General features: G+C 73.7%; 22 protein-coding genes and 2 pseudogenes. 9 read left to right on the forward strand and 15 right to left on the reverse strand.

Annotation, left to right across the window (positions count from 1 at the left end):
• The first annotated feature begins 16 nt into the window (after window positions 1–16).
• Window positions 17–844: an alpha/beta fold hydrolase gene (locus ACE1OC_RS02990; protein ID WP_407835656.1), complete on the forward strand. Its 828-nt coding sequence runs from the start codon at window positions 17–19 to the stop codon at window positions 842–844.
• Between the two features lie 30 nt (window positions 845–874).
• On the opposite strand, the gene ACE1OC_RS02995 is transcribed toward ACE1OC_RS02990, so the two are convergent.
• From ACE1OC_RS02995 to ACE1OC_RS03005, 3 genes are read right to left on the reverse strand one after another with little or no spacing between them, the layout of a single operon-like run.
• The gene (locus tag ACE1OC_RS02995) at window positions 875–1999 is read right to left on the reverse strand and encodes an acyl-CoA dehydrogenase family protein (RefSeq protein ID WP_407835657.1); all 1125 of its coding nucleotides are present in this window, start codon (window positions 1997–1999) and stop codon (window positions 875–877) included.
• Window positions 1996–3222, reverse strand: coding sequence for an acyl-CoA dehydrogenase family protein (locus ACE1OC_RS03000; RefSeq protein ID WP_407835658.1), 1227 nt, complete (start codon window positions 3220–3222; stop codon window positions 1996–1998). The genes ACE1OC_RS02995 and ACE1OC_RS03000 overlap by 4 nt, the downstream gene beginning before the upstream one ends.
• Window positions 3219–4217 (reverse strand): NADPH:quinone oxidoreductase family protein, encoded by a 999-nt coding sequence (locus tag ACE1OC_RS03005; RefSeq protein WP_407835659.1) that lies wholly within the window; start codon window positions 4215–4217, stop codon window positions 3219–3221. Before ACE1OC_RS03005 ends, ACE1OC_RS03000 begins: the two co-directional genes overlap by 4 nt.
• A 288-nt stretch (window positions 4218–4505) precedes the next feature.
• Here ACE1OC_RS03005 and ACE1OC_RS03010 point away from each other — a divergent pair, with 288 nt between their 5' ends.
• The 3 genes from ACE1OC_RS03010 (at window position 4506) to ACE1OC_RS03020 (ending at window position 7091) form a co-directional block, all read left to right on the forward strand.
• Window positions 4506–5426, forward strand: coding sequence for an SDR family oxidoreductase (locus tag ACE1OC_RS03010; RefSeq protein ID WP_407835660.1), 921 nt, complete (start codon window positions 4506–4508; stop codon window positions 5424–5426).
• 129 nt (window positions 5427–5555) lie between these two features.
• Window positions 5556–6158, forward strand: coding sequence for a TetR family transcriptional regulator (locus ACE1OC_RS03015; protein ID WP_382966565.1), 603 nt, complete (start codon window positions 5556–5558; stop codon window positions 6156–6158).
• A gap of 129 nt (window positions 6159–6287) precedes the next feature.
• Window positions 6288–7091 (forward strand): hypothetical protein, encoded by an 804-nt coding sequence (locus ACE1OC_RS03020; RefSeq protein ID WP_407835661.1) that lies wholly within the window; start codon window positions 6288–6290, stop codon window positions 7089–7091.
• On the opposite strand, the gene ACE1OC_RS03025 is transcribed toward ACE1OC_RS03020, so the two are convergent.
• Both ACE1OC_RS03025 and ACE1OC_RS03030 read right to left on the reverse strand, forming a co-directional pair.
• Window positions 7078–7911, reverse strand: a complete 834-nt coding sequence (locus ACE1OC_RS03025) for an enoyl-CoA hydratase/isomerase family protein (protein WP_407835662.1) — start codon at window positions 7909–7911, stop codon at window positions 7078–7080. The two genes, ACE1OC_RS03020 and ACE1OC_RS03025, sit on opposite strands and share 14 nt — an antisense overlap.
• A 23-nt stretch (window positions 7912–7934) precedes the next feature.
• Window positions 7935–8699 (reverse strand): PIG-L deacetylase family protein, encoded by a 765-nt coding sequence (locus ACE1OC_RS03030; protein WP_407835663.1) that lies wholly within the window; start codon window positions 8697–8699, stop codon window positions 7935–7937.
• 18 nt (window positions 8700–8717) lie between these two features.
• On the opposite strand from ACE1OC_RS03030, the gene ACE1OC_RS03035 reads away from it, so the two are divergent.
• A complete protein-coding gene (locus ACE1OC_RS03035; protein WP_407835664.1) occupies window positions 8718–9566 on the forward strand; it encodes an MBL fold metallo-hydrolase in 849 nt (282 codons plus the stop codon).
• A 26-nt stretch (window positions 9567–9592) separates the two neighbouring features.
• Window positions 9593–10138 carry a DUF3887 domain-containing protein gene (locus ACE1OC_RS03040; protein ID WP_407835665.1) on the forward strand — a complete coding sequence of 182 codons (546 nt, stop codon included), beginning with the start codon at window positions 9593–9595 and terminating at the stop codon, window positions 10136–10138.
• 31 nt (window positions 10139–10169) lie between these two features.
• Here ACE1OC_RS03040 and ACE1OC_RS03045 read toward each other — a convergent pair whose 3' ends face one another.
• Window positions 10170–11510: an alpha/beta fold hydrolase gene (locus ACE1OC_RS03045; protein ID WP_407835666.1), complete on the reverse strand. Its 1341-nt coding sequence runs from the start codon at window positions 11508–11510 to the stop codon at window positions 10170–10172.
• Between the two features lie 190 nt (window positions 11511–11700).
• A pseudogene (locus ACE1OC_RS03050) lies at window positions 11701–12003 on the reverse strand (TetR family transcriptional regulator); the annotation flags it as partial.
• Between ACE1OC_RS03050 and ACE1OC_RS03055 the strand changes: the two are divergent.
• A pseudogene (locus ACE1OC_RS03055) lies at window positions 12003–13222 on the forward strand (MFS transporter). The pseudogenes ACE1OC_RS03050 and ACE1OC_RS03055 overlap by 1 nt on opposite strands.
• Here the strand turns inward: ACE1OC_RS03055 and ACE1OC_RS03060 are convergent.
• The 3 genes from ACE1OC_RS03060 to ACE1OC_RS03070 form a co-directional block, all read right to left on the reverse strand.
• Window positions 13185–14111, reverse strand: coding sequence for a phosphotransferase (locus tag ACE1OC_RS03060; protein WP_407835667.1), 927 nt, complete (start codon window positions 14109–14111; stop codon window positions 13185–13187). The pseudogene ACE1OC_RS03055 and the gene ACE1OC_RS03060 sit on opposite strands and share 38 nt — an antisense overlap.
• A 20-nt stretch (window positions 14112–14131) precedes the next feature.
• The gene (locus ACE1OC_RS03065; RefSeq protein WP_250738140.1) at window positions 14132–15217 is read right to left on the reverse strand and encodes an S-(hydroxymethyl)mycothiol dehydrogenase; all 1086 of its coding nucleotides are present in this window, start codon (window positions 15215–15217) and stop codon (window positions 14132–14134) included.
• A gap of 155 nt (window positions 15218–15372) precedes the next feature.
• Complete coding sequence (locus ACE1OC_RS03070) at window positions 15373–16320, reverse strand: LysR family transcriptional regulator (RefSeq protein ID WP_407835668.1); 948 nt, start codon at window positions 16318–16320, stop codon at window positions 15373–15375.
• 70 nt (window positions 16321–16390) lie between these two features.
• On the opposite strand from ACE1OC_RS03070, the gene ACE1OC_RS03075 reads away from it, so the two are divergent.
• Entirely contained in the window at window positions 16391–17353 is a 963-nt protein-coding gene (locus tag ACE1OC_RS03075) for a dihydrodipicolinate synthase family protein (protein WP_407835669.1), read from the forward strand.
• Window positions 17354–18093: 740 nt separating this feature from the next.
• A complete protein-coding gene (locus ACE1OC_RS03080) occupies window positions 18094–18774 on the forward strand; it encodes a transglycosylase SLT domain-containing protein (protein ID WP_407835670.1) in 681 nt (226 codons plus the stop codon).
• Between the two features lie 27 nt (window positions 18775–18801).
• Here ACE1OC_RS03080 and ACE1OC_RS03085 read toward each other — a convergent pair whose 3' ends face one another.
• The 5 genes from ACE1OC_RS03085 to ACE1OC_RS03105 form a co-directional block, all read right to left on the reverse strand.
• Window positions 18802–19446 carry a MerR family transcriptional regulator gene (locus ACE1OC_RS03085; protein WP_407835671.1) on the reverse strand — a complete coding sequence of 215 codons (645 nt, stop codon included), beginning with the start codon at window positions 19444–19446 and terminating at the stop codon, window positions 18802–18804.
• Between the two features lie 62 nt (window positions 19447–19508).
• The gene (locus tag ACE1OC_RS03090) at window positions 19509–20423 is read right to left on the reverse strand and encodes a phytoene/squalene synthase family protein (protein ID WP_407835672.1); all 915 of its coding nucleotides are present in this window, start codon (window positions 20421–20423) and stop codon (window positions 19509–19511) included.
• 27 nt (window positions 20424–20450) lie between these two features.
• Window positions 20451–22199, reverse strand: coding sequence for a serine/threonine-protein kinase (locus ACE1OC_RS03095; protein WP_407835673.1), 1749 nt, complete (start codon window positions 22197–22199; stop codon window positions 20451–20453).
• Window positions 22200–22304: 105 nt separating this feature from the next.
• Entirely contained in the window at window positions 22305–22571 is a 267-nt protein-coding gene (locus ACE1OC_RS03100) for a GlsB/YeaQ/YmgE family stress response membrane protein (protein WP_266884034.1), read from the reverse strand.
• Window positions 22572–22666: 95 nt separating this feature from the next.
• Window positions 22667–22996: a hypothetical protein gene (locus ACE1OC_RS03105; RefSeq protein WP_407835674.1), complete on the reverse strand. Its 330-nt coding sequence runs from the start codon at window positions 22994–22996 to the stop codon at window positions 22667–22669.

The following is a 22996-nucleotide window of genomic DNA, read 5'->3' on the forward strand; positions in this document are numbered from 1 at the left end:
CTGGCAGGCTACGTCCATGCCCACCTTCTGCGCACCCGACGGAACCCGGCTCGCCTACCGCACGATCGGCGACGGCGACCCGCTCCTCTGCATCCCCGGAGGCCCTACGGACTCCCGCTACCTCGGAGACCTCGGCGGCCTGTCCCGCCACCGCCGGCTGATCCTCCTCGACCCCCGCGGCACCGGCGGGTCGGCGGTGCCCGAGGACACCGCCTCCTATCGCTGCGACCGGCTCGTCGAGGACGTGGAGGCGCTGCGCGCACACCTCGGGCTCGCCCGGACGGACCTGCTCGGCCACTCCGCCGGGGCGAACGTCGCGATGGGGTACGCGGCCCGGTACCCCCGCAACATCGGCAAGCTGGCCCTGATCGGCCCGAGCACCCGGGCCGTCGGGATCGAGATCACCCGCGCGACGCGGCTCGAACTGGCGCGGCTGCGCAAGGACGAGCCGTGGTTCCCGGCGGCGTTCGCCGCCCTGGAGGCGGTCTCCGCGGGCACGGGCAGCGACTGGGACGCCGTCACCCCGTTCTTCTGCGGCCGCTGGGACGGCGCGGCACGGGAGCACCACGCCGCCGGCCGGCCGGTCAACCGGGACGCCGTCGCCCACTTCGGCGCCGACGGCGCCTTCGCCCCGGAGGCCACCCGGTCGGCGCTCGCGGCCTTCGGGGCACCCGTCCTGCTGCTCACCGGGGAGTTCGACCTGAACAGTCCCCCTCGGTCGACGGCCGAGCTCGCGGCACTGTTCCCCGACGCCACGCTCTCGGTGCAGGCCGGAGCCGGCCATTGCCCCTGGGTCGACGATGCCGGACGGTTCGCGGCGGCCGTCGCGGCGTTCCTGGGGTAACGACCCGCTGGGCGACGACCGGCCCGCCGCCTACGGGGCCGGAAGCTCCGCGAAGTCCGCGACCAGGCCGCGGTGGTGACCGGCCGTGCCCAAGGCCAGGGAGTCGGCCTTGGCCCGCTTGAGATAAAGGTGCGCCGGGTGCTCCCAGGTCATGCCGATGCCTCCGTGGAGCTGCACGCACTCCTCGGCGGCCCGGACGGCCACGCCCGAGCAGTAGGCCTGGGCCACCGCCACCGTGAGCGGCGCGTCGGCGGCGCCGGTCGCGAGGGCGTCGGCCGCGGCACGGGCCGCCGCGCGGGCGGAGGCCACGTCCAGCCACAGCCGGGCGAGGCGGTGCTTGATGGCCTGGAAGGAGCCGAGGGGGCGGTTGAACTGGTGGCGGGTGCGCAGGTACGCCACCGTCTCCGTCAGGCACCACTCGGCGATCCCGAGCTGTTCCGAAGCGAGCAGCCCGGCCCCCGAGAGCAGGGCTCCGGCGATGGCCGCGCGGGCGGTGGCCGGGTCGGCGAGCCGGGTTCCGGCGGCTCCGTCGAGGTGGACGGTGGCCAGGGGGCGGGTCAGGTCCAGCGCCACCAGCGGGGTCCGCGAGACCCCCGCCGCGTCGGCCGGTACGGCGTACAGCCCGGTGTCGGCGAGCACCAGCAGCACGTCGGCGCAGACGGCGTCGGCGACGGAGCCGACGCTCCCGCTCAACGAGCCCGCGCCGGAGTCCCGTACCGGTGCCGGCAGGGGCGCGCCGGGGGCCAGGGTCAGGGGCAGCGCGGGCACGCAGACGCGGCTGCCCGCCGCGAGCTCCCGCAGGAGGTCCGCGGACTCCGCGCTCTCGCAGCCGAGCAGGATCTCCGTGGCCAGGACCGCGCTCGTGAGGTACGGGACCGGCGCCGCGGCCCGGCCGAGCTCCTCCAGGACCACGGCCGCCTCCCGGTGGCCCGCCCCCTGCCCGCCCAGCTTCTCCGGTACGAGGAGTCCCGCCGTGCCGATCCCGGCGGCGAGCACCCGCCACAGTTCGGGGTCGTGGGGCTCGGCTCCCTCGATCCGGGCCAGGACGGCCGCGGAGTCGCAGCGGGCGGCGAGCAGGGACCGTACCGCCGTGCGGAGTTCCTCCTCGGTCTCGGAGTACAGCAGGTCCAGCGGAGCGGCGGCGGGAGAGCTCATCGGGCCAGGTCCTTCCAGGCGAGGTCCTTGTCGTCGCGCGGCTCGGCGGGCAGGCCGAGGACGCGTTCGGCGACGATGTTGAGGAGGATTTCGCTGGTGCCGCCCTCGATGCTGTTGCCCTTGGCGCGCAGGTAGCGGTAGCCGGCGTCGCGGCCGGTGAAATCGACGATCTCGGGGCGGCGAAGGGTCCAGTCCTCGTACAGCAGGCCCTCTTCGCCGAGGAGTTCCACCTCCAGTCCGCTGATCTCCTGGTTGAGGCGGGCGAAGGTCAGCTTCATGCCCGAGCCCTCGGGCCCGGGCTGGCCCTGGGCGAGCTGCTGGCGCAGCCGCTCTCCGGTCAGCCGGGCGACCTCGGCTTCGACCCACAGCTCCAGCAGCCGCTGGTGCAGGTCGGGCGTCCGCAGCTCCGGCCGGTCGCGCCAGGCGGCGGCGACCGGGGCGATCATTCCGCCCTCGCGCGGGATCCGCATGCCGCCGATGGAGACGCGTTCGTTCATCAGGGTGGTGCGGGCCACCGCCCAGCCCTGGCCCACCTCGCCGAGGCGGTGGGCGTCGGGGATCCGTACGCCGGTCAAGAAGACCTCGTTGAACTCGGCCTCGCCGGTGATCTGGCGCAGCGGACGCACCTCGACGCCGGGCGCGGTCATATCGCACAGGAAGTAGGTGATGCCCTGGTGCTTGGGCAGCGCCGGGTCGGTTCGGGCGATCAGGATGGCCCAGCGGGCGGTGTGGGCGCTGGAGGTCCACACCTTCTGGCCGTCCACCACCCAGTCTCCGCCGTCCCCGGCACCGTCTCCTGCGTCGGCCCCGCCCTCGCGTACCGCGCGGGTGCCGAGGGCGGCCAGGTCGGAGCCGGCGCCGGGCTCGCTGAAGAGCTGGCACCAGACTTCCTCGCCGAGCCACAGCGGGCGCAGGAAGCGCCGCTTCTGCTCCTCGGTGCCGTACGCGAGGATCGTGGGCGCGGCCATGCCGAGGCCGATGCCGATCCGGCGCGGGTCGTTGTCGGGGGCTCCGGCCGCCTCCAGCTCGGCGTCCACGACGGCCTGCAGGGAGCGGGGCGCACCGAGGCCGCCGAGGCCTTCGGGGTAGTGCACCCAGGCGAGTCCGGCGTCGAAGCGGGCACTCAGGAACGCCGCGCGATCGGTGGTGGCGGGCGGGTGCGCGGCGAGCAGTTCCCGTACGCGGGCGAGCAGCCGGTCGGCGGTGGGCGCGGCGGCCGTCATCGGGAGCCCCCCGCGGGGGAGGCGGGAAGCGTGGCGTCCAGGGCCGGTACGACGACCAGCCGGCCGGTGGTGGTTCCGTCGGCGAGGCGCTGCACGGCGTCCGCGGCTCCGGCGAGCGGCACCCGCTCGCTGACCAGCGGTTTGATGGAGCCGTCGGCGGCGAGCCGGGTGAGCTCGGCGTGACAGGCGGCGATCGCGGCCGGGTCCTTGGCGGCGTACAGGCCCCAGTGGAGGCCGAGGATCGCGTAGTTCTTGACGAGGGCGTGGTTCAGCGCGGGCGCGGGGATGGTGCCGCTCGCGAAGCCGACCACGATGATCCGGCCTTCGAAGGCCACGCACTTGGCCGAGGCGGTGTAGGCCTCGCCGCCGACCGGGTCGTAGACCACGTCGGCCCCGCGGCCGCCGGTGAACTCCTTGACCCGGGCGACCAGTTCCTCGCTGGTGCGGTCGATGACGAGATCGCAGCCGAGCTCCTCGGCGGTGCGCACCTTGGCCTTGCCGCCGACGACCCCGATGACGGTGGCTCCGGCGGCCTTGCCGAGCTGGACGGCGGCGCTGCCGACCCCGCCGGCGGCGGCGTGCACGAGGAGGGTCTCGCCGGCCCGGATACCGGCCCGGCGGTGCAGGCCGAACCAGCCCGTCTGGTAGCCGATGTGCAGGGCGGCCGCCTCGGCGTCGTCGAGGGTGTCCGGGGCGGGGAGCAGGGCGCGCGCGGGGGCGGTGACGTACTCGGCGAAACCGCCGTGCGGCAGGCTCGGGTTGGCGATGACGCGGCGGCCGTCGTCGGTCTCGCCGCAGATCTCGACGCCGGGGGTGAAGGGGAGCGGCGGGCGGATCTGGTACTGGCCGCGCACGAGCAGCGCGTCGGGGAAGTTGACGTTGGCGGCGAGCACCTTGAGCCTCACCTCGCCCTCGCCGGGCACCGGTTCGGGAACCTCTTCGAGGCACATGGCCTCGCGGGGCTCGCCGGGGGTGTGTACTCGCCATGCCTGCATCCGGGGCCTCCAGCCGCCGACGGGAACCACGCCTCGCGGCATACTAAGCGGTCGCTTGCACTGCTGTGAACCGGTGGGGCCGGACGAGATCCCCGAAAGCGGTCCGTGGATCCGGGAAGATACCGGTACCGGGACATCCGGTGCCCGACACCTGCGTCCCGGACACCGCACCGACGCACGGGGTCCTGGACCCGCCTCCTCCCCCGGGATGCCGCAGCCGCGGGCCCGGGCGAGCGGCCGCTGTCCGGGCCATGGCGCTCTGAGCGTTCGCACGCTATCGATGGCCGCATGAAAAACATCGATGGCCGACCGGAAGACCCTCTGCGCGGCCTGCCCGCGCCCCCGCCGCTCGGTTCGGCCGCCCTGCCGCCCGGCACGTTCACCGGCCGGGCCGTCCTCGTGACCGGCGGCGGGACCGGGCTGGGCAAAGCCATCGCCACCGAGTTCGCGCGGCTCGGCGCGGATCTGGTGATCGCCGGCCGCCGGATCGAGCAGCTGAAATCCGCTCAGGAAGAGCTGGCGGCCGTCCCCGGGGCGGGCCGGGTGACGGCCGCCGTCTGCGACATCCGCGACCCCGAGCGGGTCGCCGAGGTCTTCGACGCGGCGGTGGCGGCCTTCGGCGGGGTCCCGGACGTGCTCGTCAACAACGCCGCCGCCAACTTCCCCTGCCCGGCCGAGGACTTGTCCCCCAACGCCTGGCGGGCGGTGGTCGACATCACCCTGACCGGCACCTGGTTCGTGACCCGGGAGTTCGGCCGCCGCCACCTCGCCGCGGGCACCGCCGGGTCCATCGTGAACATCGGCGCCTCGTACGCCTGGACGGGCGGTCCCGGCTATGCGCACAGTGCCGCCGCCAAGGCGGGGGTGAAGAACCTCGTCGAAACCCTCGCCGTCGAGTGGGGACCGTACGGAATCCAGATCAACGGCCTGGTCCCGGGGCTGTTCCCGCACGCGGACATGACGCAGGACATCCGGGGCGGCCTGGAGCGGGCCGCCCCGGACGACAAGGACACCAGACAGCCCGCCCTGCGGGTCGGCGCACCGCGCGAACTGGGCTGGGCCGCCACCTTCCTGGCCTCGCCCTACGCCCGCTTCATCACCGGCCACACCCTCGTGGTGGACGGGGCGAACTGGCAGCGCCGCTCGCTCGTGAACCCCGAGGTGATACCGGTCCGCGACCAGTTGGGACGCGGGCCGTTCATCCCGTGACGTGCCGGGCGGCGTGGACGTACGCGCTCTTCCGGCCCGTTACGTCATTTCGGCGCGACACGCCATGGTGCGATCGTGTGACACATTGACCCCGTCCACAGCCCTCGTCCACCCCTTGGAGGTGTCGCGGTGAGCACGGTGAGCACGGGCCGCCCGTCCTTGACTGCACGGCGCAGGGAGGCCACGTGGTACGAGATCGCGGAGGCGGCCGCCGACCTGTTCTCCGAGCGGGGGTTCGAGGCCACCACGGTCGACGACGTCGCGCGGGCGGCCGGCATCTCGCTGCGCACCTTCTACCGGTACTGCCCGACGAAGGAGGACGCGCTGACCCCGGTCCTGACCGCCGGCGTCTCCACCCTGGTCGAGGAACTCGCCCTGCGCCCCGCGTCGGAGCCCCTCACCGAAGCGGTCCAGGCGGCCTTCACCACGGCCACGGCGGGCACCCGCTACGAGGGGCCCGGCCAGACGGCCCGCCTGATCCAGGTGATGGGCGGCGTACCGGAGATCCGCCTGCGCTGGCTCGCGGCCGCCCGTGCGATGCAGGACCGTCTGGTGCCGGTCCTCGCGGTCCGCACGGGGCGCCCGGAATCCTCCCTGGAGACCCGCGTCCTGGCGGCCGTCCTCATCGACGCGGTGACCGTCGCCCTCGAACACTGGGCCTCCGAAGGCGGCCGGGAACCCCTCCCGGCGGTCTCGGCGCGCGCTCTGGCCCTCCTGCGCCTGGAGGAGTAGCGGCGCGGCGGGGGCGCCGGGGACCGGCGGAGCGCCGGTGGCCGGCGGTGCCCGGGCGGTGGCGCCCCGGTGACCGCCCCGGCCCGGGCGGTGCCCCGGTTGTCAGTGGTCCGGGGCACCATGGACCGCATGTCCCACGCTGATCTGACCCTTGACCGGTGGCGCTCGTTCGCGCTGCCGGACGTCCACCGGTTCGCCCGGGAAGCCGCCGGCCTGGCCGGTGCCCGGGTGAGCCTGATCGATGCCGTCCCGCACCTCGGCGGCCCACTCCACCGCGTGTTCGTCGAGCGGGACGGGCGGGAGTTCGCCCTGATACCCGGGGGAAGCGTCCGGCTCGGGTTCGATCTGGACGCCTGGGAGCCGACGCCGGAGCAGACCGCCGACTTCGAGCGGAGCCTGGCCGAGGAGTACGGCTACGGCCCCGATCTCAAGTCCCACCTGGCCGAGTTGCTGAGCCCGCCCCGGACCCTCACCCTCCCGACGGTGTTCATGGCCGTGGAGAACGAGCCGCTCGACGAACCCCCCGCCGGCGTGCCCGCGGTGCTCGCGGGGCGCGGGCTGCGGATGCCCGGCGCCGACGAGTGGGAACACGCCTGCGGGGCCGGGGCGCGCACCCTCTTCCGGTGGGGCGACACCTGCCCGATCGGCGAACCCTCCTACGGCAGCGGCACGTTCGCTCCGCGGTGCGAGCCCAATGCCTTCGGCCTGCGCATCGCCTACGACTCCTACGCCGCCGAGCTGAGCGGCGACCGCGGCGCCGTCCACGGCGGAGACGGCGGCGAGTCCGTGTGCGGCGGGTACGGGGATCTGTGGGCCTGGCTGACGCTGGCTACGGCGAACCGCAACCCGGCGATGGCCGAGTTCGTGTACGGCCCGGAGGGCGAGTACGCCTGGGAGGCCTTCTCCGTCCGCCCGGTGCTCAGCCTCCGGTGAAGCGCGGGGGACGGCGCTGCGCCTTGGCGGTGTAGCCCTCGCGGGAGTCCTCCGAGGTGAGGGTGAGGGCCGCCGTCATCGCCACGCGGTCGAGGGCCGCGGGCAGGGCGGCGTCCGCGTAGGAGTCGATCGCGCGCTTGATGCCCTGGACGGCGAGCGGGGCGTTGGCCGCGATCTCCTCCGCGAGGGAGCGGGCGACCGCCTCCAACTCCTCGGCGGGGACCACCTGCTGGACGAGGTTCAGGCGCTCCGCCGTCCGGGCGTCGATGCGGCGGCCGGTCAGGGCCAGGAACTTGGCCCAGCCGGCGCCCGCCTCGCGGGCGATGCGCAGGTCGCCGCCCGCGTCCACCGCCACCCCCAACTGGGCCTCGGGCAAGGCGAAGACGGCGTCCTGCGCGGCGACTCGGACGTCCGCCATCAGGGCCAGCTCGAAGCCGAAGCCCAGGCAGTACCCCTGCACGGCCGCCACCACCGGCTGCGGAAGCCGGGCCAGGACCGCGAAGCGTTCGTGGACCCAGCGGATGCCCTCGTAGTAGTTGCGGTTGCGCTCGGCCGCCGAGCCGCCGGTGATCGCGCCGCCCGGGGCCGTCACGTCGATGCCCGCGCAGAACGCCCGGCCCTCGGCCCGCAGCAGGACCACCCGTACGGCGGGATCGAAGCGGATCCGGTCCGCGAGCAGGCCGAGTTGACGCGTGGACTCCCAGCTCCAGCCGTTGAGCTTCTCCGGCCGGCAGAGGGTGAGTTCCGCGATCCCGTCCGCGACGTCCAGACGGATCCGTTCCTCACCCTCCGCGATCTCCGTGCTGATGGTGTCGATCACGCGGACACCATAGGGGCCTGCGCCTAACGCGGGAAGACCTCGAAGGCCACTGCCGGACGGCCGCCGAAACGGGCCGCCGCCTGCTGGGTGTTGCCCGTCAGGAAGGCGCGCACGTACGCCTCCGGGTCCTCGTCCGTGAGCGCGGCGATGTACGCCTTGTGCTCCATCAGGGACGTCACCGAACGCTCCAGGCCGGGGCCCGCATCGGCCGCGTGCGTGGGCGTCGTGGTGCCGGACACCGCCACCCAGCGCACCCCGTCCCACGGCTCCAGGCCCTGCTCCGTGAGGAGTTCGGGGAAGATCCAGCGGTTGCCGGCGTCGCCCGCCGCGTCCAGGGTGGCCCGGCCGACCGCCTTGTGGTCCGGGGTGTTCCAGTGGCCGCCGCCCTCGGCCCCGCCCCAGGTGTCGCGGTGGTTCATCGTGATCACCAGCTCGGGGCGGTGGCGCCGGATGGCCGCCGCGATGTCCCGGCGCAGGTCCAGGCCGTACTCGAGGACCCCGTCGCGGTGGTCGAGGAACTCCACCGTGGGCACGCCGACGACGGCCGCGCTCGCACGCTGCTCCGCCTCGCGCAGCGGGGCGCACGCGGCGGGGTCGATGGTGTCGATGCCGGCCTCGCCGCGCGTGGCGAGCAGGTAGACGACCTCGCGGCCGCCGTCCGTCCAGTCCGCGATGGCCGCCGCGCAGCCGTACTCCAGATCATCCGGGTGCGCCACCACGGCCAGCGCACGCTGCCAGTCGGTGGGCATGGGCTCCAACGGGGCGGGCCCGTCCAGTCGTTCGTTCATATGTCGCACAATAAGCGAATGCAGACACAGGGGCAGGTGGTGGCCCTGCTCGACGCCACCGGGTCGTTCTTCGAGCCCGCGGTCGCGGCGTTCCCGGGGGCGGACGCCGCCGCCTGGGAGCGGGCCGCGCTACTGGATCCGGGCGCGGCCGGGCCGGACGGCTCCTGGCGGCTGGACTTCCGGTGCTTCGCCGTGTCCCGGCCGGGCGGCCGGTGGGTGCTGATCGACGCGGGGGTCGGCCCGGCACAGGGCCCGGCGGCCGGCTGGGCCCCGGTACCGGGCCGGCTGCCCGCCGCGCTCGGGGAGGCCGGGATCGCCCCGGCCGACGTGGAGGCGGTGGTCCTGACCCACCTGCACGAGGACCACACCGGCTGGACGCAGGACGCGGCCGGCCGGCCGTTCTTCCCCGACGCGCGGTACCTAGTACAGAGCGCGGAAGTGGCCGCCCTGGACCGGACGGATCCCGTGTGGGACTGGACGGTGGCCCCGCTGCGGGCCACCGGACAGCTCCACGAGGTGGCCGGCGAGCACCGGCTCGCTCCCGGCATCACCCTGCTGCCGACGCCCGGGCACACGCCCGGCCACCAGTCGGTGCTGGTGGAAGGGACGGCCGGGCCCGGCGGCGGATGCGGGAGCCGGGTCCGCGCCCGGGACGTCCTGGTCACCGGTGACGTACTGGTCCACGCGGTGCAGCTGGCCGATCCGGCGGTCCCGTACTCCCACGAACGCGACCGGGCCGCCGCCCGCGCCTCGCGCGAGGAGCTCCTGGCCCTGGCGGTCCGCCGCCGCGCCCTCCTGGCCACCGCGCACCTGACCCGGGCCTTCGTGGAGCCGACATGCGACCGCTTGGGGGGCGCCCTAGCATGAAGGATGGCGTTCCGAGGGAGGAAGCCATGGTCCCGCTGTCAGGCAGGCACACCCCAGGTGGCGCGAAGCGGCGGCTCGTCCGGTCCGTTCGACTCGTCCGGTTCGTTCGACTCGCACCCGCGGCCGTACTGGCCTCCGGCGCCCTGCTGCTGACGAACGGCTCCCTGCCCGCCGCGGCCCAGCTCCGCGCCCCCGCGGAGGTCACGGCCCCGGAGATCACGGCCCCGGCCGTGACGGCCCTTCCGGGGCGGGCCGATGACGAGCGGCCCGCACTCGACACCCTCGACGAGGTCGTGCGGGGAGACTTCGCCGCCGTCTCGGCCCGCTTCGACGAGACGCTCCGCCACCAGGCGTCTCCCGAGGCGCTCGCGCAGGCGTGGAAGGACTACCAGGAGCGGTACGGGCCCTACCGGTCGCACGGGGACCCCCGGCAGGTGACGTCCGTCCACGGGTCCGTGGTGAACGTGCCCCTCCACATGGAGAAGGGGACCGGGGAGTTCCGCGTCACCTTCAACGAAGGCGGACACCTCATCGGTCTGTACTTCCTCCGCACGGGCATCCCGGTCCCGTAGCCGCCTCGACTCCCCCTGCATTCAGATGGGGTCAGACCTCGTCGCGTACGAGCGCCAGCAGCCGGTCCAGGACGCGCGGGCCTCCGGCGCGGACCCCGTCGTGCTCGAACTCGTCCGTCACCCAGGTCTTCAGGCCTCGGATCGCCCGGGCGGTGGCCAGGGAGTGTGCGGTGTCCACGTACATGTCGTCGTGGTAGACGGCCGCGGCCACCGGCACCTCGTTGACGGCCAGCCGCGCCCGGTCGTACAGCGGGGTCCAGCCGGTGCGGGCCAGCAGCAGCTCGGCGGTCTCGCGCAGCGGAGCCAGCGCCGGGTCGCACTCGAAGTGCCAGGGGTGGATGGTCTCGCCGGTGAAGTACAGCGGCTCCGCGCCCGCGAGGGTCTTCGCCGCGTCGAACCGCGGGTGCCCGGAGCGGACCCGCTCGGCGGCCCAGCCGATGGGCGCGCCCGGGTCCTGGGCGTAGATGGCCTCGTGGACCAGGGCGTAGAGGGGGTGCCCCGCGAAGGAGAGCTGGGCGTGCACGGCCTCCAGGAAGGCGTCGGAGAGGGCGGGTCCGGCCGGGGTGGGGACGAAGGCGTCCTCCAGCAGGTAGTGCAGCTGGTGGCTGCCGTCGGACACGCCGAGGAGCAGGCCGAGGGACTGGAAGGCCTCGGCCGTCAGCAGGTATCCGCCGGGGAGTTCGGCCGGGTGCTCGACGAGGTGGGCGGCGATGCGGCGGGCCCGCTCCACGTCCATGGGGTAGCGGGCGTAGTGCGCCCGGTTCTTGCGCTCGATGCGGGGGTACGCGGCTTCGTACACCTCGGCGGCGGTGGCGTCGAGGGAGGGCAGCCCGCCGGTGATGAGGGCGGCGGCCAGCCCCTCGGGGGCGGCGCCCAGGTAGTGGGTGACGCAGAAGCCGCCGAAGCTCTGGCCGAGGACCGTCCAGGGCGCGCCGCCGGTGAGGAGCGGGCGGATGGTCTCGGCGTCGCGCACGATGGAGTCGGCGCGGAAGTGGGCGAGGTACTCGGCCTGCTGCGCGGGGCCGCCGCGCAGCGGCAGGGTCTGCCGGTTGACCGGGGTGGAGCGGCCGGTCCCGCGCTGGTCGAGCAGCAGCACCCGGTACTCCGCGAGGGCCCGCTCCAGCCACGCCTGCCGGCCGACGAACCGGCGGGCACCGAAGCCGGGTCCGCCCTCCAGGTAGAGCAGCCAGGGCAGGGACTCCGGGTCCTTGCCGGTGGCGACCAGTTCGCGGGCGTACAGCTCGATCCGCTCGCCGTCGGGGCGGGCGTGGTCGAGCGGAACGGTGAAGTGGTGGTCGGTGAGGACGACACCGGGCTGGCGGTAGCTGCCGGTGGCGGCGCTCTCGGCGGGCACGGGGTTCACGGGGGTCACGGAAGGTCCCTGGGGTCGGCGCGGTGCGGTGGTGTACGCGGCAGCCGTCCCGGGGCCGGTGGGTGGTGACGAACCGGGACGACGGGCCCGCCCGAGCTTACGCGAGGCCCCCGGGAGCGGCCGGACCTGCGGATTGCCCGACGACCGATTCGACTCCGTCCAGCATCCGCGCGAGCCCGAACTCGAACAGCGGTTCTCCGGCGAAAACCGTCTCCGACATCAGCCGTACGAGCTCGCCCTTGCTCGGGACGTGACGGTAGAGCGCCATCGTGGAGACACCGAAGTCGGTTGCGACGCGGCGCATGGAGAGCGCGCCGAGCCCTTCGGCGTCGACGAGAGCGATCGCGGCGCGGACGATGCGCTCCCGGGTGAGTCCGTGAGGGGGAGCCGGGGGCCGTTCCCGTCCCGACTCGGCGACGACGGTGCCGACACCGGGTACGGGACGCACCAGCCCCTCCTGGTTCAGGGTGGCGAGCGCCTTCGTCGCGGTTGATGGACGTCTCGGTCCTCTACTTCGCGATCCCCTACATCAGCCGGGAGCTGGAGCCGAGCGCGACGCAGCAGTTGTGGATCCTCGACATGTACGGCTTCGTCCTCGCCGGGCTCCTCGTCACGATGGGTGCGCTCGGTGACCGGATCGGCCAGCGCGCGCTGGTGCTCTCGGGAGCGGCGCTGTTCGGAGCGGCCTCGGTCGCCGCCGCGTACGCGGACACGGCCGAACTGCTCATCGCCGTGCGCGCGCTGCTTGGACTGGGCGGCGCCGCCTTGATGCCCTCGACCCTCGCCCTGATCCGCAACCTCTTCCACGACGAGGAACAGCGCGGCAAGGCGGTGACCCTGTGGACCGCCGTGATGACGACGGGCATCTCGCTGGGGCCCGTGGTCAGCGGTCTGTTGCTGGAGCACTTCTGGTGGGGCTCGGTCTTCCTGATCAACCTGCCCGCGATGGTGCTCCTGCTCGTGCTGGTGCCCTTCCTGGTACCGGAGTTCACGTCGGCGACGCGCGAGCGCTTCGACCTGCCGAGTGCGGCGCTGTCGCTCGGCGCCGTGCTCCTGGTCGTCTACGGCGTCAAGGAAAGGGCCCGGCACGGGTACGAGCCGCTCCCCGCCCTCGCCGTCTGCGTGGGGATCGTGCTCGGTTCCGTCTTCGTACGCCGGCAGACGCACCTGGCCCATCCGATGATCGACCTCGGCCTGCTCCGCCGGCGAACCTTCGGCGGTCCGGTGCTCGCCAACCTCCTCGCGATGTTCGCCACGGTCGGGATGGCCGTCTTCCTCACCCAGTACCTGCAGACCGTCCTCGGGCTGAGCCCGTTCAAGGCCGCGCTGTGGAGCACGGTGCCGGCCGCGGGAGTGGCCGTCGCGGCGCCGGCGGGAGCCGTGCTCGCACAGCGCCTGGACCGTGCGTACGTCATGGGCGGCGGATTCCTGCTCTCCGGTTGCGGCTTCCTCTGGCTGACCCAGGTGCGCACGGACTCGGCGCTCTCGCCGCGGCCGTTCTGGAGTCCGGGCAGGAGCTCGGCGGAGCGTTGGGCATGGCCGTCCTCGGATCCATCGGGGCAGCGGTCTACAGCCGCGACATCGCGGCCGTCGTCATGGCCGGCGCCGGCCTCTTCTCGTTCACCTGGCTGAGGGGCGCGGGCACGACGAAGCGCCCGCCGGAAGCTGCCGGCGTCACCGGGAGGGGCGCCACCAGTAGCGGCCGACGATGAGCTCCTCGAGTGCGTGGAGCCTGTCCGCGGCCATCCGGGCATGGGTGGCGGGGCGTTCGAGTGCGATGCGGAGGTCGGAGGCGAGGTACGTCGCTTCGCGGACCTCGCAGCCTGCTCGGAGGATTTCCGGAGCGGTCTGCGTCGCACGGGCGATCACGTCGAGGACGGTCTCCGTGTGCGGGCCGCTGAAGCGGGCCAGGAAGAACCAGTCGTCGAGCGGCTCTCCGTAGCGGGCCCATTCGAAGTCCAGCAGGGCCGTCACACTGCGGTCGCGCGCGAGCCAGTTGTCCCAGTGGCAGTCCGCGTGGACCGGGACGACCGCCCGGGCGTGCAGGGGGGCGCGCTCGGCGATCGTCCTCAGACCGTCGAGCAGGCGGGGAGGTACGGTTCCGTGCCGGTCGGCGGCGGTGAGGCGCTCGATCTCGGCGAGGAGCGCGGCCCGGCCGGTGAACCCGCCGTGGTCGAGGCCTTCCCGTAGCGTCCGGTCGGCGCGGCCCGCGGGCACCCAGCCGTGCAGGCGGCCGAGCCGCTCGACCGCCTCCTCCGCCAGGGCGCGCGCGGTCGAGCCGTCCACCCCGGGCATGCCCATGCCGGGAGCCGACCCGGGCACGCGGGCGTAGCAGGCGTAACGGACGTCGCGCGCCTCGAGCCGGTGGAGCCCGCTGTCGAGCAGGGGGGCCGTGAGGCCTGCGGGCAGGTCGGGCGCGAGCGCGATCTCCCTGTTCAGCCGGGAGTGGGAAGCGGCATCGATGATCTTCACGACGACGTCCGAGCCGACGTACACGTGGTGGGAGCTGCTCTCGGCGGCGGCCATGGGGCCGGGGTCGCGCCCCATGGCCGCCGCCGCGATCGCGCGGGCGTCATCGCGGGCTTGCCCCGGATCGGTCACGGCCGCGGGTTGGTGCGCGTTCAGAACTCGACCACCGAGCGGAGTACCTCGCCCCGTTCCATGCGTGCGAAGGCCGCCTCGACCCCGTCCAGGGCGATCCGCTCCGAGACGAACGCGTCGAGGTCGAGCCGGCCTTGCAGGTAGAGGTCGATGAGCAGCGGGAAGTCCCGCTCGGGCAGGCAGTCCCCGTACCAGGAGGACTTCAGGGCGCCGCCGCGTCCGAAGACGTCCAGCAGCGGGAGTTCGAGCTGCATCTCCGGCGTCGGGACGCCGACCAGCACCACCGTGCCGGCCAGGTCGCGCGCGTAGAACGCCTGCTTGTACGTCTCGGGACGGCCGACGGCCTCGATGACCACGTCCGCCCCGTTGCCGCCGGTCAGCTCCTGGATGGCCTTGACCACGTCCTGCGTACCGCCGTTGACGGTGTGCGTGGCGCCGAGTCCCCGCGCCCACTCCAGCTTCCGGTCGTCCAGGTCCACGGCGATGATGCGGGAGGCTCCGGCCAGCCTGGCCCCGGCGACGGCGGCGTTGCCCACTCCCCCGCAGCCGATCACGGCCACGGAGTCGCCGCGGCCGACGTTGCCGGTGTTCAGGGCGGCGCCCAGGCCGGCCATCACCCCGCAGCCGAGCAGCCCGGCGGCCGCCGGCGAAGCGGCCGGGTCCACCTTGGTGCACTGACCGGCGGCGACCAGGGTCTTCTCGGCGAAGGCGCCGATGCCGAGGGCCGGGGAGAGCGGGGTGCCGTCCTCCAGGGTCATGGGCTGGGTGGCGTTGTGCGTGGCGAAGCAGTACCAGGGGCGGCCGCGCTTGCAGGCCCGGCAGCTCCCGCACACCGCGCGCCAGTTGAGGACGACGAAGTCGCCGGGGGCCACGGAGGTGACGTCCGGGCCGACGGATTCGACGACCCCGGCCGCCTCGTGGCCGAGGAGGAAGGGGTACTCGTCGTTGATCCCGCCCTCCCGGTAGTGCAGATCGGTGTGACAGACCCCGCAGGCCTGGACCCGTACGAGCGCCTCGCCGGGGCCCGGGTCGGGCACGAGGATCGTCGTGGTCTCCACCGGTGCGCCCTTGCTCCTGGCGATGACCCCTCGTACGCGATGCGTCACGTGCTACCCCGATCTCGATCACTGTCTCGTCGACTGCGCCGGAGGCCCCCCGAGGGTTCCACCGGTCCCCCGCCAACGTACACGCGCTGTCCCGTGTGCGGGAGTTGCACCGCGCCCGGGTGGGGTGGGCGGCCGCCCCCGGCGCGCTGGACCGCCTAGACGTGGTCCCCGGACAGTTCGGGCGGCAGCACCGCCCGTAGGGCCGTACCGAAGGCGGACACGGCGGGGTGGGCTGCGGCGCCGCTGCGGAAGGCCACGTTGGTGCGGCGCTCCATGACGAGGCGGGTGAGCGCCACGGCCGGATCCGCGTGCCCGGTGATCCCCAGCTGCGGCACCACGGCCACCCCCTGGCCGGCCGCGACCAGGGCGAGCACGGTGGCGAACTCGTCCACCTGGTGGCGGATCCTCGGCATGAACCCGGCGTCCTCGCAGGCGCGCACGGTCATGGCGTGGCAGAGCGTGCCGGGCGTGGCGGTGATCCAGGGCGCGTCGGCGTGCGTACGGAGCAGCGCCCGCTGCCCGGCTCCGCCCGGCCCCGCCGGAGCCACCCCGTCGACGGAGTCGGCCGGACCCGTCGGTGTCGCCAGGTACATCGCCTCGCGGTAGAGCGGTTCCGTGGCGAGGCCCGGTTCCTCCGGCGCGGGGACGAAGTCGTACGCGTTGATCAGGGCCACGTCCAGGTCCCCGGCCCGCAGCGCGTCGGCGACCGCCGCCGGGTCGGTTTCGGACACCATCGGCTCCAGTCCCGGGTGCCGGCGGGCCAGCTCCGCCAGGGCCGCCGGGACGACGGCCCTGGTCGCGGTCGGGAAGGAGCCGATCCGCAGCGCTCCGGCCAGTCCGCCGCGTGCCTCCGCGAGCTCGGCGTCGGCCCGCTCCAGCAGTTCCAGCACCGCGTCTGCGTGCCGGACCAGGTTCTGGCCGGCAGGTGTGAGCCGGACCCGGCGCCCGGTGCGTTCCAGCAGCGACAGACCGGCCTCGCGTTCGAGGACCGAGAGCTGCTGGGACACCGCCGAAGGGCTGAAGGAGAGCGCCTCGGCCACCGCGGCGATGGTCCCGCGGTGGGCGAGTTCGCGCAGGAGGCGCAGGCGTCGTACATCGAGCATCGGATCAGCTTATGGTTCAGGTAAGAAAGGCGAACTGGATTCGATGCTCGGGGCGGGTCAGGCTCGTTCCATGACCCAGACGCTCAGGACCTCGTCCACACCCGCCGCCGCTTCCGCCGCTTCCGCAGCCCCCGCCGCCCCCGGCCCGTACGCCCCGCACGGGATCCACGTGCCGATGATCACCCCCTTCACCGCCGCCGGCGAGGTCGCCGCCGACGCCCTGGAGGCGCTCGCCCACGAGGTGCTCGACGCGGGAGCCACCGGGATCGTGGCGCTGGGCACCACCGGCGAGCCGGCCGCCCTCGACGAGGCCGAGCGCGACCTCGTCACCGACGTCTGCGCCCGGGTCTGCCGGGAGCGCGGGGCGGCGCTGACCGTGGGTGCCGGGGCGAGCGGGACCCGGGCCGCCGAGGAGTCGCTCGGCCGGCTGAAGCGGTGGCCCGAGGCGCGGGCCGCGCTGGTGACCGTGCCCGCGTTCCTGCGGCCCGCGGCCGCCGGGGTGCTGGCGCACTTCGAGCGGCTGGCACGGGTGAGCCCCGTACCGCTGATCGTCTATCACGTCCCGTACCGCACCGGGCAGCCGTTGGAGGCACCGCTGCTGCGGGCGATCGGTGCGCTGCCCGGGGTGGCCGGCGTGAAGTACGCCGTCGGCTCGCTCGACGGGGAAGCGGTGGCACTGCTCGGTGATCTGCCGGACGGTTTCGCGGTGTTGGCGGGTGACGACTCCTTCCTGTCGCCCCTGCTCGCGCTCGGCGCGGCGGGCGGGGTCCTCGCGTCGGCCCATCTCGCGACGGGCCGGTTCGCCGAGCTGGCGGCCGCCTGGCGGGCGGACGAAGCGGACCGGGCCCGCCCTCTGGGCCATGCGCTGGCCCGGCTCTCCGCGACCCTCTTCGCCGAGCCCAACCCGACGGTGATCAAGGGGGTGTTGCACGCGCAGGGCCGCATCCCGACCCCCGACGTGCGCCTCCCCCTGCTGCCCGCGGGCACGGAATCGGTCACAGCGGCGCTGCGGGAACTGGCGCGGCTTCCCTGACCTCGACCTCCTTCCCGCCCGGGTACGACAACCTCCCGCACAGCGGTACACGCACCGCATCGTCCGGGGTCCGCTCTTCGGGATCGCCTCCCAGGAGGCGGGCGGCGGGCACCGGTGGCAGGTGTGCGCCACCGCGTGGTGCGGTGCGAGGAGATCATCTACGGCACCGGGGACGGACCGGAGCCACCCCGACCACCCATCCGGAGCCGATCGTCCGCGCCTGGGAGCCGGGACCCGGGAGAGTGCCGGCGCGCACCACGACGGGCCGGAAGCCCGCGTCCGCGGCGCTTCCGAGCCCGCACGCGGCCCGCAGGGCACTGGTGCACATCCTGAGGATCCACCCCGTGATGGACGAGGACGGCACGATCTCCCACGAGGGTCGATTGACCCGGGATGGGCGATTCGCCACCAACGGGCGGGTCGCCCGAATCGGCCCCGGCGACGGGCGACTTGCCCGGATTGAGCCAGCGCCCGCCGGCCCGTGATGTGAGTCACGCCGGAGGCGTCAACATCATTTCCCCGCGAGGGACGATTCCCTTTTCCCGGTTGGATATTCGCGAATTCCCGGATCTCTTTTCAAGGTCATCCACCGGGCCGAATGCGGGAAGTTGATCTCCCGGTCGAATTCGTGTCTTGTTCCGGCCCGGCGGACTCGCCTACGGTCACCTCATTCCCGGTGGTCAGCTGCCGAATCCGGCCTCCGCCAGGGCTCTTCCGTCCCCCACGTGAGGAATTCCGCCATGCCCGCACAGGGAAAGCACCGTCGGCCGAAGCAGCACCACGCACTCACCCGCAAGCTGGCCCTCGCCGGTACGGGCAGTGCCGCACTGGCCCTCCCGCTGATCGGCGCGACCACGGCCGGGGCGGCCGAGGTGGCCGTCGCCCCGACGACGTATTCCGTGGTCAGCGGCGACACCCTGAGCAAGATCGCGGCCGAGCACTCCATCGGCGGCGGCTGGCAGCAGCTCTACGAAGCCAACAAGAGCATCGTCGGCGCCAACCCCTCGGCCATCCGCCCCGGCCTGAAGCTGAACCTCACGGGGGCCGCCCCCGCCGCCGCACCGGCCGCGGCCAAGGCCGCCAAGGCCACCACCGGCTACGCGAACAACCTCGACGGCTGGATCCGGGAGTCGCTCGACGTCATGGCGCAGCACGGAATTCCCGGAAGCTACGAAGGAATTCACCGCAACGTCATGCGCGAATCCTCGGGGAATCCGCTGGCCATCAACAACTGGGACTCCAACGCGGCGGCCGGGATCCCCTCGAAGGGGCTCCTCCAGGTCATCGACCCGACCTTCAAGGCCTATCACGTCCCCGGCACCCCGATGGACTCCTACGACCCGGTCGCCAACATCACGGCCGCCTGCAATTACGCGGCGGCTCGCTACGGTTCGATCGACAACGTCAACGGCGCCTACTGAACGAGCTTGCGGTGGGCCGCTCCCGGCTCACTCCAGCCCGTACCGCCGCGCCGATTCCTCCTCCTGCGCCAGCCGGTGCATGGCCTTCAGTACCGGCTGGACGAGGACGACCGCGGCCACCGCCGTCTCGACCTTCTCCGACTCGGAGGGGTACGTCTCCATGAAGTCGAAGTCGTGCACGGCCGCCTGGTGCATCAACTCGGCGTACGGGGACATCAGTTCGGCGTCCCACCGATAGCCGAGCCGGATGAGGGCGGACACCGCCGACACGAGCGAGCGGTGCACCGGGGACAGGTCCCCCACCTCCCGGGCCGCCGACCAGCCCCGCATCTCCAGCAGCCGGTCCACCTCGCGCCGCGCGGTGATCACCGCCGGATCCTCGTCGTCCGGCTCGGGGCCCTGCGGCAGCGCCCACAGCGCCGCACCTATCCGCATCGTCCGCCCCAGGGACTCGTCGTCCACGTGCGCGAGCACTTCCCGGGCCGTGGCCACCGGAATCCCGCCGACCTGGATCAGTGCGCGGACCAGCCGGAGCCTTCGCAGATGGTCCTCGTCGTACTCGGCGGTCGTCGCACCGACCCGCCGCCCCGGCTCCAACAGCCCTTCGCGCAGGTAGTACTTGATGGTGGCCGTGGGGACGCCACTGCGTTCGCTCAACGCCGCCAGTCGCATCTTTGAGCCTTTCCTTGGAGAGTGCCGCTATCCCATGATGCACGGGCGGCACGGCCCGGGAATCAGGTGGCGGTACGCGGCCTGCGCGCCCTGGCGCGCACCAGGGTGCGCAGCGGAGCCGTGAACCCGTAGCCGACGTCCTTGCGCAGAGCCCCGGCACCGGCTCGCTCCACCGCCGTGAGCTGGTGTTCCATGAGCTCCGTCATCGTCGCGGCGACCGCCCGCAGCCCGGGTGCGGTGAGGTCGAGGATGCCGTCGGCGGCGGCGAGCGCGGTACGGGCCCGTCCGCACTCGGCCGCCAGCAGTTCCCGTACGGCCTGGGTGTCACGGGCCCGTTCGAGGTCGGCGCGGGTCACCGAGTGCTCGGCGAGGCGGGCCCGCGGGATGCAGAGCCGGCCGGCGGCGAGGTCTCCGGCGAGGTCGGCGAGGAAGTCGACCCGCTGGGCGGCGTCCACGAACCGCCGCCAGCCCGCGGCCTGTTCCGGGTCCGGCCCGCCCTGGTACTGCAGCCCGGTGAAGACGAGCACCCCGGGCCAGGCGTAGGCGTCGAGGTACGCCTGGAACTCCTCCTCGGCGGCGAACCCGTCGAAGACCGCCTCCTCGGTGGCCGCCCCGTCGAGGAACCGGAACACCCAATCGGTGGGCAGACCGCGGGAGTCGACGGCGTGGGCGTAGGCGCGCAGCAGCGGGTCGGGGCTGTCCCCCGTCTCCAGGGCGCGGCGCACCTCGGCGCCCAGTTCCTTGAGTCCTGCGGCCCGCCGGTCGGCGGAGCCGGTCTCGGCGACGTCGTCGACCCGGTTCATGAAGGCGAGGCCCGCCGCCAGCCAGGGCACGAGCGGGGGTGCGGCCAGCAGCCGCAGGGCGAGGTACGGCGCGGGTTCCCGGCGCAGGACCCGGCGGGCCGCGTACGTGTAGTCGGCCCGGAGCCGGGGGCCCGTGATCCCGGCGGCCGTGAGCGTGCTGCGCCAGCTCGGCATGGTGGTGGTTCTCCGCTTCCCCGGGCGTCAGCTCCGGTAGACCTTCTTGATCTTGAAGTCGGTACCGGCGAGGACGTAGCCGCCCTGCCCGTACTCGTCGCTCAGGTAGGGCCGGACCGCGGGGGCGTCCATCCAGGGCGAGACGTTGAGGTAGCGGGAGCTCGGGTTGTCGACGCCGAGCTCCTTCGTCGACTCGGCGAGCAGGGCGGGCAGGGCGTCCCAGCCGAGCGCCGCCATGTCCATGAGCGGGGCGCCGGGCTTCACGGTGCCGGACGGGCCGGTGCGCTTGGCGACTCCGCCGCGGTACTGCCAGGAGTCGACGGTCTTGGCTCCGGGCGCGGTGGGGATGTCGGCGATCACGTACTCGTCGTAGACCCTCATGTTGACGAAGGTGGTGGTGCCCGTCTGCTGCTTGAGCGCCTCGATGGCGGTACGGATGTTGGCCGGATCGATCAGGCTGCCCTTGGGCGGGGTGACCGCCTTGGGCGTGCTCGCGTTCGGAGTGGGCGTGGGGGTCAGGGCCACGGCGGTGCCCTGGGCCGGGGAGGCCGGGCCGGAGGCGGACGGGGTGTCCGCGGCCTTCGTGTTGCCGCCCTTGCCCGCGGAGCCGCCGGCGTTCCCGTCGGGCAGTCCGTTGACGAGGCCGACGACGCCGGCGGCCAGGACCACCGCGAGGAGTCCGGCGAGCAGGGCGGGGCGACGGCGCCGACGCGGGGAGGGTGGCGCGGGGAGGTTCACGGGGACGGTGTACGCGTACGGGTTGCCCGCGCCCGGAACGAACGGAGTCGGCATCGGCGTCTGCGGTGTCTGAGCGGGGCCGTGCGCCGCCGCCGGTATCGGTACGGGTCCCATGGCGGGACCGGGGCCCGGGGCGGCCGGCCCGAAGCTCCCGAAGGCGACCGTCGGTACCACCGGTGAGCCGCCGTCGAGAGCACTGCTCGCACTGCGGAGCAGCGCTTCCAGTTCCCCGGCGTCGGGCCGCACGGACAGGTCCCGCACCAGCAGCCGTTCCAGTACGGGGCCGAGCGGGCCGGACCGGACCGGCGCGGGGATCGGCTCGTCGAGCACCGCGACCACGGTGGCCAGGCTGGTGGCCCGGCGCAGCGGATGCACCCCTTCGGCGGCCACGTACAGCAGCATCCCGAGCGACCACAGGTCGGAGGCGGCGAGTCCCTCCTCGCCGCGCGCCCGCTCGGGCGCGATGTACTCCGGCGAGCCGATCAGGGCTCCGGTCGAGGTCAGCCCGGTCGCTCCGTGCAGGGCGGCGATCCCGAAGTCGGTGAGCACCGCGGAGCCGCCGGGGCGCAGGAGCACGTTGGCCGGTTTCACGTCGCGGTGCAGCACCCCCTCCGCGTGTGCGGCCCGCAGCGCGGAGAGCAGGTCGAGCCCGAGGCGCAGCACGTCCGCCACCGGCATCGGCCCGGCCTCCAGCCGGTCGGCCAGGGAGCCGCCCCTGACGAGCTCCATCACGATCCACGGATGGCCGTCGGAGCCGGGATCGGGCTCCACGATGTGGTGGATCGTGACCACGTTCGGGTGGGCGAGCCGGGCGAGGGCCCGGGCCTCGCGGACGGCCCGTTCGCGCAGTTGGACGACGAGCCCGGGCTGCGCCGCGGCGGTCGCCGGGTCCGGCGGCCGCACCTCCTTGAGGGCGACCTCCCGGTCGAGCGCGATGTCGCGGGCGAGCCACACCGTCCCCATACCGCCGCTGCCCAGGGGACGGGCGAGTTCGAATCGCCCGTCGATCAACCGTCTGCCGGCCTCACTGCTGTCCATGGCCGGTCATCGTAAGCGCCGCCACCGACGCCGGTGCACCCGTACCGGGACGTGGACATCACGGTACGGCCGCGGCCTCCATGGAGCACTGACCGGGCCCGCCGGTCAGTTGCGCGAGTTGCCGAAGAGGAGGCGGTAGGCGATGAGGAGGACCAGGGAGCCCGCGATGGCGGAGCCCCAGGTCGCGAGGTCGAAGAAGTCGTTCTGGATCGACCGGTTCAGGAACTTGGCCGAGAGCCAGCCTCCGGTGAAGGCGCCGGCGATGCCGATGAGGGTGGTCCCGATCAGGCCGCCCGGATCACGGCCGGGCAGCAGGACCTTGGCGATCCCGCCCGCCAGCAGTCCGAGGATGATCCAGCCGATGATGCCCATGCCCGTTCACTCCGCTTCGATGTGCGCGCCTCGTCGTGCGCGCGCCGTCCGTTCAGGTCTCACGGGGAGAGACGCGTGAACAGGTGAAACGGTTCTCAGCAGGTCCGCCGGGACCCGGGGGCGGGCCGGAAGACGGCCACCGCGGCCAAGGCCAGCACGGCCGCTCCGGCCGCACCCACCGCTCCCGCTGCCAGGAATCCGCCGCGGGAGCGCCAGGACAGCACCGACAGCGTCGACTGGGCGGAGGCGAACGAGCCCGCGCTCAGCACGGATCCCACCGAGGCGGCCGACAGCGCCGAGCCGATCGAGCCGACCGACAGCACACTGCCGACCGATCCGATGGAGAGGATCGAACCCACCGAACCGATGGAGAGGATCGAACCCTTGGAGCGGAGCGAGAGGAACGAACCGTCGTCGGGAATCAC

Origin of the sequence: Streptomyces stoeckheimensis, assembly GCF_045822005.1 — a bacterium.
Classification (GTDB): domain Bacteria; phylum Actinomycetota; class Actinomycetes; order Streptomycetales; family Streptomycetaceae; genus Streptomyces; species Streptomyces stoeckheimensis.